The sequence below is a fragment of the Dongia sp. genome, from assembly GCF_041918875.1.
Taxonomy (GTDB): domain Bacteria; phylum Pseudomonadota; class Alphaproteobacteria; order Dongiales; family Dongiaceae; genus Dongia.
Genome location: NZ_JAYRUV010000005.1, coordinates 84,116 through 100,250 on the forward strand (window position 1 = coordinate 84,116; position 16,135 = coordinate 100,250).

The window sequence follows — 16,135 nt, forward strand, 5'->3', positions numbered from 1 at the left end:
TGGGCCCGGGGCGGTGGGCCAGAGAGGCTTACTTTTGTCGGTCGTCGCCCAATGGCGCGAACCGCCGCTTTCCATCCTCGGTCAAGCCGTCGAACATCGCCTTCGGGCGCGCGAAGGGGCGGCCGTCCGCGGTGAGATAGATGGTGAGCTGCTCTTCCGTCTCGCTATGCGTGGCGTCGAAGAGTTTCTGATAGAGACCGCCTTTGTAATGGCGGTGCGTCGCACGGAAATCAGTCATGATGGCAGCGAATGTCCCCCAATCGACCGCCCCCCCTCGCGGGGAACGTCGTCACCACAAATCCTTGAAGTCCCAGGCGGCGGCGGCGACCACGGGGCCGAATTCGGCTTCGTTGGCGATGATGGCGCAGGCATCGGGCTTGCCGGCGATCTCTTCGCGGGTGAGGCTGATGACCCAGTCTTCCGGCGCGCCGTTCCACTGGCCCACCTTGCGCAGGGAGCGTACGACGTTGGTGGTGATCATATGCCTGCCACGATTCTCGCCGGCCTGGATATCGGTTGCCCCTTCATAGACATAGGTAACCAGCCACAAGCTGGCCGGGACGGACAGGGTGGCCTGGGGCAGTTGCAGATGGATGCCGCCCTGGGCGTCCTTGCCGAGGCTCAAGCTGTACATGGCGTGGCGGCGGTCGGCTTTCTTCAGCGCACCCTCGACCGCCTTGCGGTCCGAACCCACGACTTCGAGAGCGCCGGCGACAACCATCTGCGGCGTGTACATCATGGATTTGCCGCGCGCCGCCGCATAGGCGCGCTGACGGTCGGCAAAGGCGGGGTCGGCGAAGCGGTCCTTCCAGCCGATATAGTCCCAGTAATCGACATGGAAGGAGAGCGGCAGCAGATTGCGCCGCCTGGCAAGCTCGCGCAGATAGTCGTTGGCCGACGGACAGGATGAGCAGCCTTCCGACGTGAAGAGTTCCACGACGATAGGTGCCGGCGGCGTTTCCAGTGCAACCGGCGCCAATACCGGCACGCTGGGTTCGAGGGGCGGCGGCTGCGCTGGCGCGAGCACGCTGGGCGCATCCTCACCCGGCGCCGCCATGCCGCCAATACCGGGGGCGCCGGGGGCCGGGCCGCTCGGGCTGTTGAAAGGCTGCGCGAAATCGCTGCCGCTTTGCGCGGCGGCCAGGCCAGCGGGCAGGATGAGGGCAAGCGCCAGGAGCGCGGCAGGGAGGATGCGATTCAGCATGGTGCCGAATTTAAGGCCGGGCCGGCTGCCCCGCCACTCACTTTCCCGTGCCGCCGCCGGGCTTCAGAAATCGCTGACGCGGCCGTTCCGCTCCCAATCGCCATAGCGGGTCGGTTCCGGACCGGCCGGGCCGCCGAACTCGGCGGGTTTCAGGGCTCCGCCCGGTTTTTTCGCTTCCGCGCCATCGGCAGGCGCCTTTTCCGGTTGGGCCGGTTTTTCATCGTTTTTTGTCATGGGACAGGACGATAGGCCATGCCGGGGCGGCGTCAAGATCTTGATTCCCAGGCGCGGCATGACAATCTTGCCTCCAAGGCTGTTTGTCGGGCGAGATTGTTTATCGGGCGAGGTTATTTGCGATGGGTTACATGCGGACTGCTTTGCTCCTGGCCGCGATGACCGGCCTGTTCCTGGCGGTCGGTTATGTGATCGGCGGCCAGACGGGTGTCATCTTCGCCTTCGGCGTGGCGCTGGCGATGAACCTGTTCGCCTATTGGAATGCCGACAAGATCGTGCTGCGCATGTACCGCGCCCGGCCCGCCGACGGGCATCCGCTGGAAGGGATCGTGGCCGGGCTCGCCGCCCGCGCGGGCCTTCCCAGCCCGAAGGTCTATATCATCGACAATGACCAGCCCAATGCGTTTGCGACGGGCCGCAATCCGGAAAACGCGGCGGTGGCCGCCACAACGGGCCTGCTGCGCATGCTGGGCCGCGACGAGATCGCCGGCGTCATGGCGCATGAACTGGCCCATGTGAAGAACCGCGATTCGCTCACCATGACCATCACGGCGGTGCTGGCTGGCGCCATCGGCATGCTGGCCAATTCGCTGATGTTCATGGGCCTCATGGGCGGGCGCGACGATCGCAACAACCCGTTGGGTGCCATCGGCAGTCTGGTGGTCATGCTGCTGGCGCCGCTCGCCGCCATGCTGGTGCAGATGGCCATTTCGCGCGGCCGCGAATACGAGGCCGACCGCGTCGGCGCCGAAATCTGCGGCCAGCCCCGCGCCCTGGCCAGCGCCCTCAACAAGATCAGCCAGGGCGCCGAGGCGATCGACAACGACATGGCGGAGGCCAATCCGGCGACCGCCCATCTCTTCATCGTCAATCCGCTGCATGGCCGCGCCGGCGACAGCCTGTTTTCGACCCACCCGCATGTCGCCAACCGCATCGAGCGGCTGCTGGCGATGGAAAGCGGCGGCGCGACACCCGTCACCGCCACCACCGCGTCCCCGCGCGCGCCCACGCGCCGGTCGTCGATCCCGGCCGTCGACCGCCGGCGCGGGCCTTGGGGCTGACCTCCGCCCGGCTTACCGCGACATCGCCGTTCGGCGGCCTAACGCCCGGAAAGGTGCCTCCTTGGCGCGGAGTTCCCGCTTTCTTCCAGGCATCCTCGTTTCCGGCGCCGCATTGGCCGTTCGTGAAGCTTCTGTTATGGTGCCTCATATGCACACACCATGCACACACCTGGCCGGCCAATGAAGCCCCGATCGATAAAGCCTGGCGGCGCCTCGGTCTTTCTGGCCGGGCGCGCGGTGCGCCTGTTCAAGCGCGGCGACCGGCCGACCCGCTTCTGGCAGGCGGCGTTCCGCCGCCCGGGCCGGGCGCGCCCGCTGGTCAAAAGCACCGGCCAGGCCACGCTCGAAGCCGCCAGGAGCTGGGCTCTTTCCTATCTCGCCGCCCTCAACCCGCCTGTGCCGGAAAAGCCGGCGGCCCAGCGCGACAATCTGCTGGGCGCCTATCCGTTCCCCAAGATCCGCCAGGAAAAGCGGCATGTGGAGCGCGAACTGGCGCTGCGGGTTCTTGCCGCCTACCGGGCCGATCCGCTCCTGTCGCAGCGGCGCCTGGCGCTGGCGCTCGACGTGTCGCTGGCCGTGGTCAACGCCTATACCGCGCGCGCTGAAAAGACCGGGTGGCTGGCCAAGCTGGATCGGCCCGAAGGGCGCGGCAGCGGCTATCGCTATGTGCTGACCACCGCGGGCCGGGCGCAGTTGGGCGCGCTGCAAGGCGCGTACCTTGCCGAGCAGATGCGCCTTTACCGGCATCTGCGGCAGAGTTTTGCGGCCTATCTCACACAATATGAGGGTGCCGGAATCGTCCTTTTCGGGGCCGGGGAGATGGCCGAAATCGCCCGCTCGGTACTGGCCGACCATGGTATTGCCCCGCTCGCCCAGATCGAGGGCGACGATGTCGAGCCGCTCACCCGCCATGCCGTGAAGCGCCACCGGCGCCATGCGGTCCTGTGGCTGGCCGTGCCCGGCGACACCGAAGCCTATCGCGATATCGCGGCGCGGCATCTTCCCGGCATGAAGGTCCTCGCTCCGGCTTTGATTTGACGGGGTGCGGAATCAGGCGGCCGTTTGAATTAAAAACATTGAGATGGGCCGCGAACGCCCCGTAACGTCGTTACCGTCACTTTCAAGAACGAGGGGGCCTGGGACATGTCGATGGATCTCAAGACGATGCAATCGCTGGTGACGCGCGGCCGCATGGGCCGGCGCGACTTCATGCAAATGGCGCTGGCGGCCGGCGTCGCCGTGGGCGCGGCCGAGACGCTGTTTGCCAAGGCGGCGCGCGCCGAACCGAAGAAGGGCGGCAAGTTCCGCGCCGGCATCGGCCATGGCCAGACTTCGGACAGCCTCGATCCCGCGACCTGGGCCAATGCCTTTTCGGCCGATGTCGGCTTCGTCATCGGCTCGTGCCTCACCGGCATCGACCAGAAGAACAATGCGGTCCCCGACCTTGCCGAAAGCTTCGAGGCCGCCGACGGCGCCAAGACCTGGGTCTACAAGCTCAGGAAAGGCATCGAATTCCACAACGGCAAGAGCCTCAAGGCCGCCGACGTGGTGGCGACCTATAACTATCACCGGGGTGAGAATTCGAAATCGGCGGCGAAATCGGTGCTGGAGGACATCACCGACATCAAGGCCGATGGCGACGGCACGGTCATCTTCACGCTGAAATCCGGGAGCGCCGATTTCCCCTACATCACCACCGATTACCACCTGCCGATCTTCCCGGCCACGGGCGAGGGCGAGATCGATTGGAAGGCGGGCATCGGCACCGGCCCGTTCGTGATGGAAAATTACCAGCCCGGCGTGAAGTTCACCGCCAAGCGCAACCCGAATTTCCACAAGGACGGGCCCTATTTCGACGAGATCGAGATGCTGGCCATCGTCGATGTGGCGGCAAGGCAGAATGCGCTGCTCACCGGCGATATCGATTACATGGACCGGTGCGACCTGAAGACGCTCAACCTGCTGGAGCGCAATCCGGGCGTGATGGTCACCGACGTCACAGGCTTTTCGCATTACGTGGCGCCGATGGATGTGCGCGCCAAGCCCTTCGACAATGTCGATGTGCGCCTGGCCTTGAAATGGGCGATCGACCGCGAGGAGATCGTGAAGAAGGTGCTGCTGGGCCATGGGCGGCCAGGCAACGACGATCCGCTGGCGCCGTCGATCAAATACGCGACCCAGCCGGAGCCCGCTTTCGCCTACGATCCGGAGAAGGCGAAGTTCCATCTGAAGAAGGCGGGGCTTTCATCCTTGAAGGTCGATCTTTCGGCGGCCGACGCCGCCTTTGCCGGCGCCGTCGACGCCGCGGTGCTGATGAAGGAATCCGCCGCCAAGGCCGGCATCGACATCAACGTCATCAAGGAAGCCAATGACGGCTATTGGGACGCGGTGTGGATGAAGAAGCCCTGGTGCTTCTCCTATTGGAGCGGCAGGCCGACCGCCGATTGGATGTTCACCACGGCCTACGCGGCGGAGGCGGCCTGGAACGACACCTTCTGGAAGAACGACCGCTTCAACGAATTGCTGCTGAAGGCCCGCGCCGAAACCGACGAACCCTCGCGCGCCGCCATGTATGCCGAGATGCAGCAGATCCTGCACGACGATGGCGGCATCGTCGTGCTGATGTTCAACAATTTCACCTCAGCCCACACCAACAAAGTCGCCCATGGCGATCTCAACACCAATTACGACCATGACGGCGGATACATCTTCGAACGCTGGTGGTTTGCTTAAGGATCACTCAGGATGCCGAAGAAAACCCTCGCCCCTCGCGGGAGAGGGTGGCGAGCGCATGCGAGCGGGTGAGGGGGTCCATCAACGAGTCCGTTCTCACCACCCCCTCACCCTGGCCCTCTCCCGCGAGGGGAGAGGGAATGCGACTCTCATGCAGCACCGCGCTTGCAAGACGTCCCACCACATCTCCCCGCCACAGCCATCGCGCGCAAGGGCTCTTGCCAAAATGGGCCGAGCCGGTTATGTTCTTCTCCTCATCACCACTTGCCGGGAGGCACGCATGCGTTACGCGCTCGCATTTACATCCCCCGGCCTGATGCCGTCGCGACTCGAACGTTAGGTCGCATCGACGGCGTACAGGCCAAGTAACGGCCTGTACTCAGCCCATCTCTCTCCATTTGCGTTTCATATAGCCGGAACGAGTCCGTTTCGGGGCCTGGCATCGGGACTGTCGCCGCCTGCGGCGCCGTCTCTCGCTTTCGCCTCCCCGTTATTTTCCTTCCGGAACAGATCAGAGGCGGTGAATCGGCAGATTCACCGACAATGCCATGACCGATATAGCCCAGGTGCCGACGCCAAACGTCGGCGCGGGAACGAAGAAACCCAATAAGCGCAGTGCTTTCTCCGCGGTCTTCGCCTTTGCCTTCACCTATTGGCGGCGGCAGGTGCCCCTCGTGCTGGCGACCGGCGGCACCATCATGATCGCCACCTTGATGGATATCTGCATCCCGCTTTTCGCCGGCCATCTCATCGACGCGGTGAGCCAGCCGCGGAGCGAGAACACCCTGCGCGAGGCGGCGGTGGCGCTTGGCAGCATCATGTGCCTGGGGTTTGTCGCGGTGACGTTCCGCTTCCTCGCTTTCGCCGGCATCGTACAGCTGACCTTGCGCAACATGCAGCGCCTGCTGCAGGAAAGCTTCTGGCGCGTGCAGCGCTTCGCCACCGATTGGCATGCCAACACGTTCGGCGGGTCGACCGTGCGCAAGGTGACGCGCGGCATGTGGGCGCTCGACCAGCTCAACGATACCGTGCTGCTGGCTTTGTTCCCGGCCATGATCGTGCTGCTGGGGTCGAGCCTGCTGCTGGCCTGGCACTGGCCGATGATGGGCGTCATCGTGCTGGTGGGCGTCGTCTTCTATATCGCCGTCGCCGCAACCTTGTCGGTGAAGTTCGTGGGGCCGGCCGCCTCGCTCTCCAACCAGTGGGACACGCGGGTGGGTGGTGCCTTGGCCGATGCCATTACCTGCAACGCGGTGGTCAAGAGCTTCGGCGCCGAGGCGCGCGAGGATGCGCTGCTGGCGCGCGTCGTCGCCAAATGGAAGAAGCGCACCGCGCGCACCTGGATGCGCGGCACGATGAACGGCACGCTGCAATCGCTGATGCTGCTGGCCTTGCGTGCCGCCATCATCGGCATGGCGATCTATCTGTGGTGGAACGGCCAGGCGACACCGGGCGAGGTCACCTATGTGCTCACCGCCTATCTGGTGATCCATGGCTATCTCTACGATATCGGCTCCTATATCCGCGACCTGCAGCGTAGCGTGAACGATATGGAGGAGCTGGTGGCGATTCACGCAACACCCTTCGGCGTGAAGGACGGCTATTGGGCAAGGCCCATCGCGATCACGCGCGGCGAGATCGCGTTCGACCGCGTCACCTTCCATTACGGCGGGCACCAGAATCCGCTCTACAAGGATTTCTCGCTCACCATCCGTGCCGGCGAGAAGGTGGGTCTGGTGGGCCTTTCGGGATCGGGCAAGACGACCTTCGTCAAGCTCATCCAGCGGCTTTACGATATCCAGGCCGGGGAGATTCGCATCGACGGGCAGAATGTGGCGACCGCCCAGCAGGCGAGTCTCAGGTCGCAGATCGCGTTGGTGCAGCAGGAGCCGATCCTGTTTCACCGGTCCCTCGCCGAGAACATCGCCTATGCGCGGCCGGGGGCCACGTTGGCCGAGATCGAACAGGCGGCACGCCTTGCCAACGCGCATGATTTCATCGCGCGCCTGCCCAAGGGTTATCAGACCCTGGTCGGCGAGCGCGGGGTGAAGCTCTCCGGCGGCGAGCGCCAGCGCGTGGCCCTGGCGCGCGCGTTCCTCGCCGATGCGCCGATCTTGATCCTCGACGAAGCCACGTCGAGCCTCGATTCGGAATCGGAGCATTTGATTCAGGAGGCCACCGAACGCCTGATCGAAGGCCGCACCGCCATCGTCATCGCCCACCGCCTCTCGACCGTGCGGGCGCTGGAACGCATCATCATCTTCGACCAGGGCCGCGTGGTCGAGGAAGGCAGCCACGCATTGCTCATCGGCCAGGAAGACGGCATCTACCGTCGCCTCTTCGACCGCCAGGTGCTGGGGCTGATCGATGAGGATGAAGCGGCGTGAAGACCTGACCCGGTCGGACCACCCCCTCACCCCGACCCTCTCCCGCGAGGGGAGAGGGTAAGAGGTTCCATTGGCAGCGGTCATTATGACTGAAAGTTATTGCACCTTGCACACCTGGCCCCTCTCCCCTCGCGGGAGAGGGGTTGGGGTGAGGGGGGTGCAATTGAAGAATATCCGACCGCGAGATTTTAAGACCATGCTGACCTTCCTCCTCACCCGCACCCCCGCTATGATGCGCGAAAGTGCTGTGGGAGAGATTGCGATGAACAAGCCGCTGAAGACCGAGAGTCAGCATCCGCGCGGCACCGAGCCGACGGAGCCCTTGCTGCCGCGCGCGAGTTGGCCGCAGGTCTATCGCGACAGCATCGTCTGGGACGCGCATGCCTGTTTGCCGCTGCTGCCCAATTACGATTGCCGGGCGCTCGAGCGGCACCGGGCGGCGGGGGCCACCTTCGTCTCGGTCAATGTCGGCATGGATTTCAATCCCCTGGGCCAGTGCGTCCGCGTCATCGCCGGTTTTCGCGATTGGATCGGGAAGCATTCTGACCATTATATCCTTGCCGAGACCCTGGCCGATGTGACGCGCGCCAAGCGCGAGGGGAAGCTCGCCGTGGCGTTCGACCTCGAAGGCTCGGCGATGATCGAGGACGATCTCGCCATGATCGGCCTCTACCGCGATCTCGGCGTGCGGCAGATGCACCTTGCCTATAACCGCGACAACAACATCGCCGGCGGCTGCTTCGGCAAGAACATGGGGCTATCCGATCTCGGCCGCGCGGTGGTCAGGGAATGCAACCGCGTCGGCATCCTCATGGATTGCTCGCACTCAAGCCGCGCGACCAGCCTCGACGTGATGGAAGTTTCCACGAAGCCCGTCGTCTTCTCCCACAGCAACGCCAAGGCGCTCTGCGACCATCCGCGCAATATCGACGACACCCAGATCGCGGCCGCGGCCAGGACCGGCGGCCTCGTCTGCATCACCGGCATCGGCCCGTTCCTGGGTGCCGATATCGAGACCGACACCCTCATCCGCCATATCGATTACATGGTGGAAAAGATCGGCACCCAGCATGTCGGCATCGGCATCGACTATTCCTTCGACCAGGATCATAGCGATCTCCCCGCAGGCGAAGACCCGGCTTTGTGGTGGCCCAAGGTGCAAGGCGTCGAGTTCAACTTCTCAACGGTGAGGTTCGTCTCGCCGGAACGCCTGCCGGATATCGCGGCGGGGCTGCTGCGGCACGGCTACAAGGATGCAGATGTCGCCGCCATCATGGGCGGGAACTTCATGCGCGTGGCGGGGGCGTGTTGGAGGTAGGGCTAGTCCGTATAGGACACAAAGACTGGTTTCTGAAAAATTGACCCGAACGAATGCGGTACTATTTTCTTAGCAAATTCGAACTGCTTGTCATCATCAAAGAGCACTATAAACGGCCCACTTGGCCGACGAGAATTTAAAACGATCTCCCCGATTGTCTTGCTCCAGAGAGCCGGGTTTGCTTCAGCAGACTGATAGCTGTGCAAACCGAGCTTTCCAAATAGATCCACATATTCTGCATTATGTGAGGAGAATATCTTTAGCGCATGCTGCCGATTGCCGGCAAGCAAGTCCATTCTAGGCGTTACTCTAACGTCGATAATCCAATTGGGGCGGGTAGAATTTAGGACGTCAACGAAGCGCCCAAAATTCAGTCGGCGTACGTCAAGCAACAGAACTGAAAAAGCATCATGATAGGGTAGGGCAAGTTGACCCTGTGCGCTCTTACTCTCCGCGCTGTGGGCAAGCAAACTCACTTCGTGGTCAGCTTCAGTATTAGAGCTTACCAGCTTTAAGTGAGATACGATTCTTTCGCCAATCATTCTGCCTACTGCTGGGCCTTCATAAGCGTGGTCTCCATTTGAGGGTAGCTTACTCGCAGCGGCTCATTTGCGCCATTCCCTTCTGGCGGACCAAATTCCGCCAGAAGACCACCATTGAAATTATCCTTCAACTCTCGGTCCTTATAGAAGGCTCGCCGATAAAGTCGAGGGGCAACACCTGTGAAGGGGCGGAAAAGGACTTGTCCAGGTTCATCTTTTCCTTTTCTCTTCAATGCGCTCGGCGATGCCCATTTGTCCTTTGAGGTGGTGATCGCGTCGCCATGCAACGGTATCGCCTTGCTTTTGAGATACGGCTCGATGAACTGCACTTCGTCGACACCGGCTGCAACAATGTGTCTAGCGCAGTTATGGCAAGGAAAGGTCGTTACGAAGAGCCTGCAGGCCATTGGTGACTTCCCTTGTCGCGCGGCGGACAGTAACGCGTCCATCTCCGCATGAACGGACCGGCTAAACTCAATTAACTGTCCAATGCGGCTTTTGCGTACGCGTTTTATGAGATCATTATCTAACTTAATCGACTTCAATTCAGCGATAGAACTAAATAGTTCTTTAATTATTTCATTCTGCTCTCGATTATTTCGACAATATCCTCCGTGCACATAACACCGATGATCATGATCTGGCGTCGGGTCCGCTTCCGAGCCAGAAAGGAACACGCCTCCATACACACCACCGCCAGCCCGAGGAACTTCATTGGTCCCTGTTGCCACCACATTACCTTGCTCGTCAACAATAGCCGCACCGACCTGGCGAGAAAGGCACGCGCTCCGCATGCGAGCGCCATAAGCGTGATTCATCGCTGTTTCATTGGCTCGCGGACGCACTATTTTAGAATGCGCAAGCAAGTCGACCAAGCGGCCCAGTTCTTCTGGCACTGTCCACTCGGGGTTTGATTTTTCAACTTTGCCCGCACCATGAATAAGTCTGTCGGCTGTGTTATCAACAAAGAAGTCGGCCAAGTGGAATGTATCCGCTACCTGCTGACCATACTTGTGCTCGGCCTTCTCATCGCGATCCATAAATTCTTCGATTTGATCCTGACCTGCGTCTTTATATTTCTGAGTAAGACGATCCTTTCTCAGCTCCTCTTCGCAGACAACCGCTATAAGGCAGAACGCTTCGGCATAAACGCGACGCAACAGCATCGCTTCTGCAGGATTCCTCAGTGAATCGATTATGTAGGCGCGCTTTTTCCCGTCGGGCTCAACCACAGTATCTATTTCAAGTTTTTCACCTTTTTGTCGAGCGCGCTCGTTCCTAATGCTCTCCACAAATTTGACGGCAATTGCGGAGCTATCTTGCTTGCGCATCTCGTCACCAGCATTTTGGAGCAATACTACTTCCTCCATCTTCTTGCCGGCCGTGACTTGAAACCCTGTCGCCTTAGCCCACTCGACAATGATGTCTCTTGCCTTAATGAGGACTGTTTCATAACCTTTCTGCCTAAGAAGTTGCTCAAGCGCAGTGGCTATGGTCGACGTTCCCGATCCCACGGGCCCTACGACACCAAAGACCAGTTCGTTTGATACGAACTCACCTACAATGGATTGCGCGCTGTTACTCTTACCCGCAGGAGCAATCTTGAGGATATTTGCCGTCTTTTCAGACATGGGCACAGTCCAGTTATACGGTTTCTAGCGTGTAAAGAGTATATCCGTCATTTGCATCCGAATCTACACCTTCGACGATTTTATCGTCCGGCGATCTCCAGGACTTCTTATGCCTCCCATCCGCATCAAAGACTCCCGCATCCTTTCCGACGATTACTATCTGCTGAAGAAGACGACCTTCGAGATCCAGCGGCGGGATGGGTCTTGGGTGACGATGTCACGGGAGACTTATGATCGGGGGAATGGGGCGTGCATTTTGCTTTATGACCCCACCGCCAAGACCGTGCTGCTGACGCGGCAGTTTCGTTTCCCCGCCTATGTGAACGGGCACCCTGAGCCGTTGATCGAGGTTTGCGCGGGGCTGTTGGATGAGGCTGACCCTGTGACCGCCATCGTCAAGGAGGCGGCGGAGGAGTGTGGGGTGGTGGTGACGAAGCCTGCCCGCGTGTTCGAGTGCTTCATGAGTCCGGGGTCGGTCACAGAGAAGCTGACCTTCTTCGTCGCGGAATATTCGCCCCAGTCGCGCATCGGGGCCGGCGGGGGATTGGCGCATGAGGGCGAGGATATCGAGGTCGTCGAGATGAGCTTGGCCGAGGCATTGGCCATGGTGGCGGACGGGCGCATCTGCGACGCCAAGACGGTGATGCTGCTGCAATATGCGGCGCTCAATGGACTGATGGGGTAGAGGCACGTCGCTTCAAACACCCCTCACCCCATCCCCTCTTCCCATTTCATGGGGCGAGGGGCCAGAGGCGGGCTCGTTCGGAACTCCCTCGCCCCGCTTGCGAGGAGAGGGTCGGGGTGAGGGGCGCCTTGTTCTTTCCGTCATCCCCGGGCCCTGTCGGCGCATGCCGACATGCTTCAACGAAGACCCGGGGATCAGGTTTGACTGGGCTCTGTCTTTCAGTTGCTGGCTGATGCCCGGGTCAAGCCCGGGCATGACGGAATAATAGATAGCGGGGAAGCATTCCTTGCCCTCCCTTAAGCCCGCAAGCCCCGCATCAATTGCGCCACGTGGCGGCGGAGGGTCGCCTTGGCTTCGGCGTCGAGGATGCCGCTCGTGGCACTCCCTTCGCCCGCGCGGAGGCCCGCGAGCCAGCGCAAGAAGTACCAGAGGTTGAGGGCGCCCAGCATTTCGGCGGCGGCGTCGCGGTCGGCTGATTTGTCGATCTTGCCTTGGGCGGCCAAGACCGCGAGGAGTTTGCGGAACTGGTCGACGCGCATCAGCTCGTCCGAGACGAAGGCCGAGGAAAGGCTCGATTGGTCGGTGAACGACGCGCCGAAGAGGGACGACCAGACGGCGCGGTCGAGATAGCCGATCTCGGTTTCGAAATCGGTTTCCATCATGCGGCAGATGGCATCGACCGGGTCGGCGGGCGGGTTGGCGATGACCTCGTTCGTTGCCGCATGCACCAGGTCGCGGTCGGCCTGGTAGATGGCAAGGCCGATCTCGGCCTTCGATTTGAAATAGTTATAGACCGTGCCGACCGAGAGTTCGGCGGCCTGGGCGATGTCTTCCATCGAGGCGGCGTTGAACCCCTGGGCCTGGAACAATCGCGCCGCAGCCATCATAATCGATTGTTTTCGCTTCTCTTTTTGTCTTTCGCGCAAGCCGATCTCGGCCATCCTCAGTTTCCTTGATTGACTGTAATTTTGAAATGACTATAATATTTTTCTGACTTCAATAATAGCGCATTCCACGCGCCATCGGGAGAAGCATCATGGGTAGCGGCCATCTCGCCATCGCCAGCCTCGACCAGGTCGATCCAAAGGATATCTGGCAGAAGGACAAGGACCATTTCGTCCATCCCTGGACCCATTTCGACAGCTTCAGACGAGACGGCTCGCTGGTGATGGGCCGGGCCGAGGGCGCCTACGTCTATGACCTTTCGGGCAAGCGCTATCTCGACGGCATCGGCGGGTTGTGGTGTGTCAATATCGGCTATGGGCGGCGCGAGATCGTCGATGCGATCGCCGCACAGGCCGCGCGCATGGCCTTCTTCAATCCGTTCGTCGACACCACCAACGTGCCGGCGGCGGAACTCGCGGCCAAGCTCGCGAGCCTGGCACCGGGCGATCTCAACAAGGTCTTCTTCACCTGCGGCGGGTCGACCGCCAACGACACGGCCGTGCGCATCGCGCATTATTATCACGCCAAGCGCGGGCATAAGTCGAAGAAGCACATCATCAGCCGCATCGACGCCTATCATGGCTCGACCTACCTCACCGGCTCGATCACCGGGCGGCCGGGCGACCGCTCGCCTTATCTCCATTTCATCGAGGAGTGGATTCATCACGTCTCCTCGCCGAACTACTACCGGGCGCATGAAGTGCTGCCGAACGGTGTCGGCAAGGATATTACCGAGCAACAGTTCTGCGACTATCTCATCGCCGAGCTCGAAGCCAAGATCATGGAAGTCGGCCCCGACAATATCGCCGCCTTCTTCGCCGAACCGGTGATGGGCGCCGGCGGTGTCATCGTGCCGCCCAATGGCTATCACAAGCGCTCGCTGGAGCTCTGCCGCCGCCACGACATTCTCTATATTTCCGACGAGGTGGTGACGGCGTTCGGGCGGCTGGGGCATTTCTTTGCCTCCGAAGCCGTGTTCGACATCGTGCCCGACATGATCGTGACGGCGAAGGGTCTCACCTCCGGCTATCAACCGCTGGGTGCGGTCATCTTCTCCGATCGCGTTTACGATTCGATGTCGGCGGCCGACCCCGATGGCTGGTTCACCAACGGCTATACCTATTCCGGCCATCCGGTCGCCTGTGCCGCGGCGCTCGCCAACATCGCGCTGATGGAGCGCGAGGATCTGAATGGCCATGTGCGGGAGATGGGGCCGTATCTGGGCGAACGGCTGCGCAGCCTGCTCGACCTCCCCATCGTCGGCGAGGTGCGCGGGCGCCAGTTCATGATGTGCGTCGAGAATGTAATGGACAAGGAGACGCGCGCGCATTTCCCGGATGAGGTCAATATCGGCAAGCGCATCTCCGATCATTGCGAGCGCCTAGGACTCATCGTGCGGCCGCTGGGCGCCCTCAACGTCATCTCGCCACCGCTGACACTCAGCAAGGAAGAGGTCGACGAACTGGTCAGCCTGCTGCGCCAGGGCATCGAAGCGACGCTCGCGGATCTGAAGGCCGAGGGGCATTACAAGGGCTGATCAACTAACTCGGTCCGCCCCGGCGCCCACTTTCCCTCTCCCCTCGCGGGAGAGGGTTTTCATCGCGATGAGATAGATCTGGCGCTCACTCAGTGCCTGAAATGCCGCATGCCAGTCAGCACCATGGCAAGGCCTGCTTCGTCGGCGGCCTTCACGATGTCGGCATCGCGCATCGAGCCGCCGGGCTGGATGACCGCCGTGGCGCCGGCCGAGGCCGCCGCCAGCAATCCGTCGGCGAAGGGGAAGAAGGCGTCGGACGCCACCACCGAACCCTTGGCGAAGCTTGTCGCGGCACCGGCGGCCTTGGCAGCTTCATCCGCTTTCCAGGCGGCGATGCGGCTGGAATCGACGCGACTCATCTGCCCGGCACCGATGCCGACCGTGGCGCCGGCCTTGGCATAGACGATGGCGTTCGACTTCACATGCTTGGCGACCCGGAAGGCGAAGAGCAGGTCGGCTATCTCCTGGAGGCTGGGCGCGCGCTTGGTGACGATCTTCAGATCCTTTTCCGTCACATGGCCGAAATCGCGGTCCTGCACGAGGAGACCGCCCGCCAGCGACTTGACGACAGCGCCGCGCGCGGTCGGGTCCGGCAGGCTGCCGGTTTCAAGCACGCGCACATTGGGCTTCCCCGCCAGCACCGCCTTGGCCGCGTCGGAAATCTTCGGCGCGATCACCACTTCGGCGAAAAGCTTCACGATCTCGACAGCCGTCGCCGCGTCGAGCGCGCGGTTAAGCGCGATGATGCCGCCGAAGGCCGAAACCGGATCGCAGGCCAGCGCCCGCGCATAGGCTTCCGCCATGTTGTTTTCGTCATCGACGCTGGCGACGCCGCAGGGGTTGGCGTGCTTGATGATGGCGATGGCGGGCCGGTCGAATTCCGCCACCAGCTCGAAGGCGGCGTCGGTGTCGTTGAGGTTGTTGTAGGAAAGCTCCTTGCCCTGCAGCTGCAGGGCGGTGGCGACACCGGGACGCGCGGGGCCGCTGCGATAGAAAGCCGCCTGCTGGTGCGGGTTCTCGCCATAGCGCAGCATCTGCACGCGGCTGCCGGAGAAGCTGATGCTCTCAGGCAGCGGATCGGCCGCCTGCGCACTCATCCACATGGCGATGGCGCTATCGTAGGCGGCCGTGTGGGCGTAGGTCTTCCTTGCCAGCGCGCGGCGGAAGACCAGCGACGTGCCGCCCCCCTGCTCGTCCATCTCGGCCATCAGCTTTGCGTAATCGGCGGGGTCGGTGACGACGCTGACGAAATCATGGTTCTTGGCGGCACCCCTGAGCATGGCGGGTCCGCCGATATCGATATTCTCGATGCAATCCTCCCACGACCCGCCCGCCGCCACCGTCCTGGCGAAGGGATAGAGATTGACCACGAGCAGGTCGATATCCGGAATGTCGTGCTTCACCTGGGCCGCCACATGTTCGGCCGAATCGCGCCGCGCCAGCAGGCCGCCATGTATCCTGGGGTGCAGGGTCTTCACCCGCCCGTCCATGATTTCCGGGAAGCCGGTATGGGCCGCCACTTCCCTGACCGCGATGCCGGCACTGGCGAGGGCCTTGGCCGAGCCGCCGGTGGAGAGGATTTCGACGCCCTTCCCGGCCAGGAACCGGCCCAATTCCTCAAGTCCCGTCTTGTCGGAGACGGAGATCAGGGCACGGCGGATGGGGCGGCTGGTATGGGGCATGAGCTGGGTTCCGGCTGGCTTTGCGAATGGGGCAGGGCTTAAAGCCCGATATCGCCACAGGCAAGCTCTTTATCCCCTCCCAACCTTCAGGGGGCGATCGTATTTTCCCATTTTCGTCATGCCCGGACTTGATCCGGACATCTGTCTGCAGGCGACGCGCCTCACCCAGTCGCACC

General features: G+C 62.1%; 14 protein-coding genes. 7 read left to right on the forward strand and 7 right to left on the reverse strand.

The window, feature by feature from the left end:
• Nucleotides 1–28 precede the first annotated feature (28 nt).
• The 3 genes from ACE3TY_RS07055 to ACE3TY_RS07065 form a co-directional block, all read right to left on the reverse strand.
• Complete coding sequence (locus tag ACE3TY_RS07055) at nucleotides 29–238, reverse strand: DUF1653 domain-containing protein (protein WP_374652201.1); 210 nt, start codon at nucleotides 236–238, stop codon at nucleotides 29–31.
• Between the two features lie 51 nt (nucleotides 239–289).
• Nucleotides 290–1,204, reverse strand: a complete 915-nt coding sequence (locus ACE3TY_RS07060; RefSeq protein WP_374652203.1) for a DUF1223 domain-containing protein — start codon at nucleotides 1,202–1,204, stop codon at nucleotides 290–292.
• Between the two features lie 63 nt (nucleotides 1,205–1,267).
• Nucleotides 1,268–1,438 carry a DUF1674 domain-containing protein gene (locus ACE3TY_RS07065; protein ID WP_374652205.1) on the reverse strand — a complete coding sequence of 57 codons (171 nt, stop codon included), beginning with the start codon at nucleotides 1,436–1,438 and terminating at the stop codon, nucleotides 1,268–1,270.
• A gap of 122 nt (nucleotides 1,439–1,560) precedes the next feature.
• On the opposite strand from ACE3TY_RS07065, the gene htpX reads away from it, so the two are divergent.
• The 5 genes from htpX (at nucleotide 1,561) to ACE3TY_RS07090 (ending at nucleotide 8,937) form a co-directional block, all read left to right on the forward strand.
• Nucleotides 1,561–2,499, forward strand: a complete 939-nt coding sequence (gene htpX, locus ACE3TY_RS07070; RefSeq protein WP_374652206.1) for a zinc metalloprotease HtpX — start codon at nucleotides 1,561–1,563, stop codon at nucleotides 2,497–2,499.
• Nucleotides 2,500–2,679: 180 nt separating this feature from the next.
• The gene (locus tag ACE3TY_RS07075) at nucleotides 2,680–3,537 is read left to right on the forward strand and encodes a winged helix-turn-helix transcriptional regulator (protein WP_374652208.1); all 858 of its coding nucleotides are present in this window, start codon (nucleotides 2,680–2,682) and stop codon (nucleotides 3,535–3,537) included.
• Between the two features lie 105 nt (nucleotides 3,538–3,642).
• The gene (locus ACE3TY_RS07080; RefSeq protein WP_374652210.1) at nucleotides 3,643–5,232 is read left to right on the forward strand and encodes an ABC transporter substrate-binding protein; all 1,590 of its coding nucleotides are present in this window, start codon (nucleotides 3,643–3,645) and stop codon (nucleotides 5,230–5,232) included.
• Between the two features lie 548 nt (nucleotides 5,233–5,780).
• Nucleotides 5,781–7,619 carry an ABC transporter ATP-binding protein gene (locus ACE3TY_RS07085; RefSeq protein ID WP_374652212.1) on the forward strand — a complete coding sequence of 613 codons (1,839 nt, stop codon included), beginning with the start codon at nucleotides 5,781–5,783 and terminating at the stop codon, nucleotides 7,617–7,619.
• A gap of 262 nt (nucleotides 7,620–7,881) precedes the next feature.
• Nucleotides 7,882–8,937, forward strand: coding sequence for a dipeptidase (locus ACE3TY_RS07090; protein WP_374652214.1), 1,056 nt, complete (start codon nucleotides 7,882–7,884; stop codon nucleotides 8,935–8,937).
• Nucleotides 8,938–8,939: 2 nt separating this feature from the next.
• On the opposite strand, the gene ACE3TY_RS07095 is transcribed toward ACE3TY_RS07090, so the two are convergent.
• Together ACE3TY_RS07095 and ACE3TY_RS07100 are read right to left on the reverse strand one after the other, a co-directional pair.
• A complete protein-coding gene (locus ACE3TY_RS07095) occupies nucleotides 8,940–9,479 on the reverse strand; it encodes a hypothetical protein (protein WP_374652216.1) in 540 nt (179 codons plus the stop codon).
• A gap of 5 nt (nucleotides 9,480–9,484) precedes the next feature.
• A complete protein-coding gene (locus ACE3TY_RS07100) occupies nucleotides 9,485–11,110 on the reverse strand; it encodes an anti-phage dCTP deaminase (protein ID WP_374652217.1) in 1,626 nt (541 codons plus the stop codon).
• A 109-nt stretch (nucleotides 11,111–11,219) separates the two neighbouring features.
• Between ACE3TY_RS07100 and ACE3TY_RS07105 the strand changes: the two genes are divergently transcribed.
• On the forward strand, nucleotides 11,220–11,795 hold the full coding sequence (locus ACE3TY_RS07105) for an NUDIX domain-containing protein (protein WP_374652219.1): 576 nt from the start codon (nucleotides 11,220–11,222) through the stop codon (nucleotides 11,793–11,795).
• A gap of 296 nt (nucleotides 11,796–12,091) precedes the next feature.
• On the opposite strand, the gene ACE3TY_RS07110 is transcribed toward ACE3TY_RS07105, so the two are convergent.
• The gene (locus ACE3TY_RS07110; protein WP_374652221.1) at nucleotides 12,092–12,736 is read right to left on the reverse strand and encodes a TetR/AcrR family transcriptional regulator; all 645 of its coding nucleotides are present in this window, start codon (nucleotides 12,734–12,736) and stop codon (nucleotides 12,092–12,094) included.
• 95 nt (nucleotides 12,737–12,831) lie between these two features.
• On the opposite strand from ACE3TY_RS07110, the gene ACE3TY_RS07115 reads away from it, so the two are divergent.
• Nucleotides 12,832–14,277, forward strand: coding sequence for an aminotransferase (locus tag ACE3TY_RS07115; RefSeq protein WP_374652222.1), 1,446 nt, complete (start codon nucleotides 12,832–12,834; stop codon nucleotides 14,275–14,277).
• Nucleotides 14,278–14,366: 89 nt separating this feature from the next.
• Here ACE3TY_RS07115 and purH read toward each other — a convergent pair whose 3' ends face one another.
• Nucleotides 14,367–15,959: a bifunctional phosphoribosylaminoimidazolecarboxamide formyltransferase/IMP cyclohydrolase gene (gene purH / locus ACE3TY_RS07120; RefSeq protein ID WP_374652224.1), complete on the reverse strand. Its 1,593-nt coding sequence runs from the start codon at nucleotides 15,957–15,959 to the stop codon at nucleotides 14,367–14,369.
• Nucleotides 15,960–16,135 lie beyond the last annotated feature (176 nt).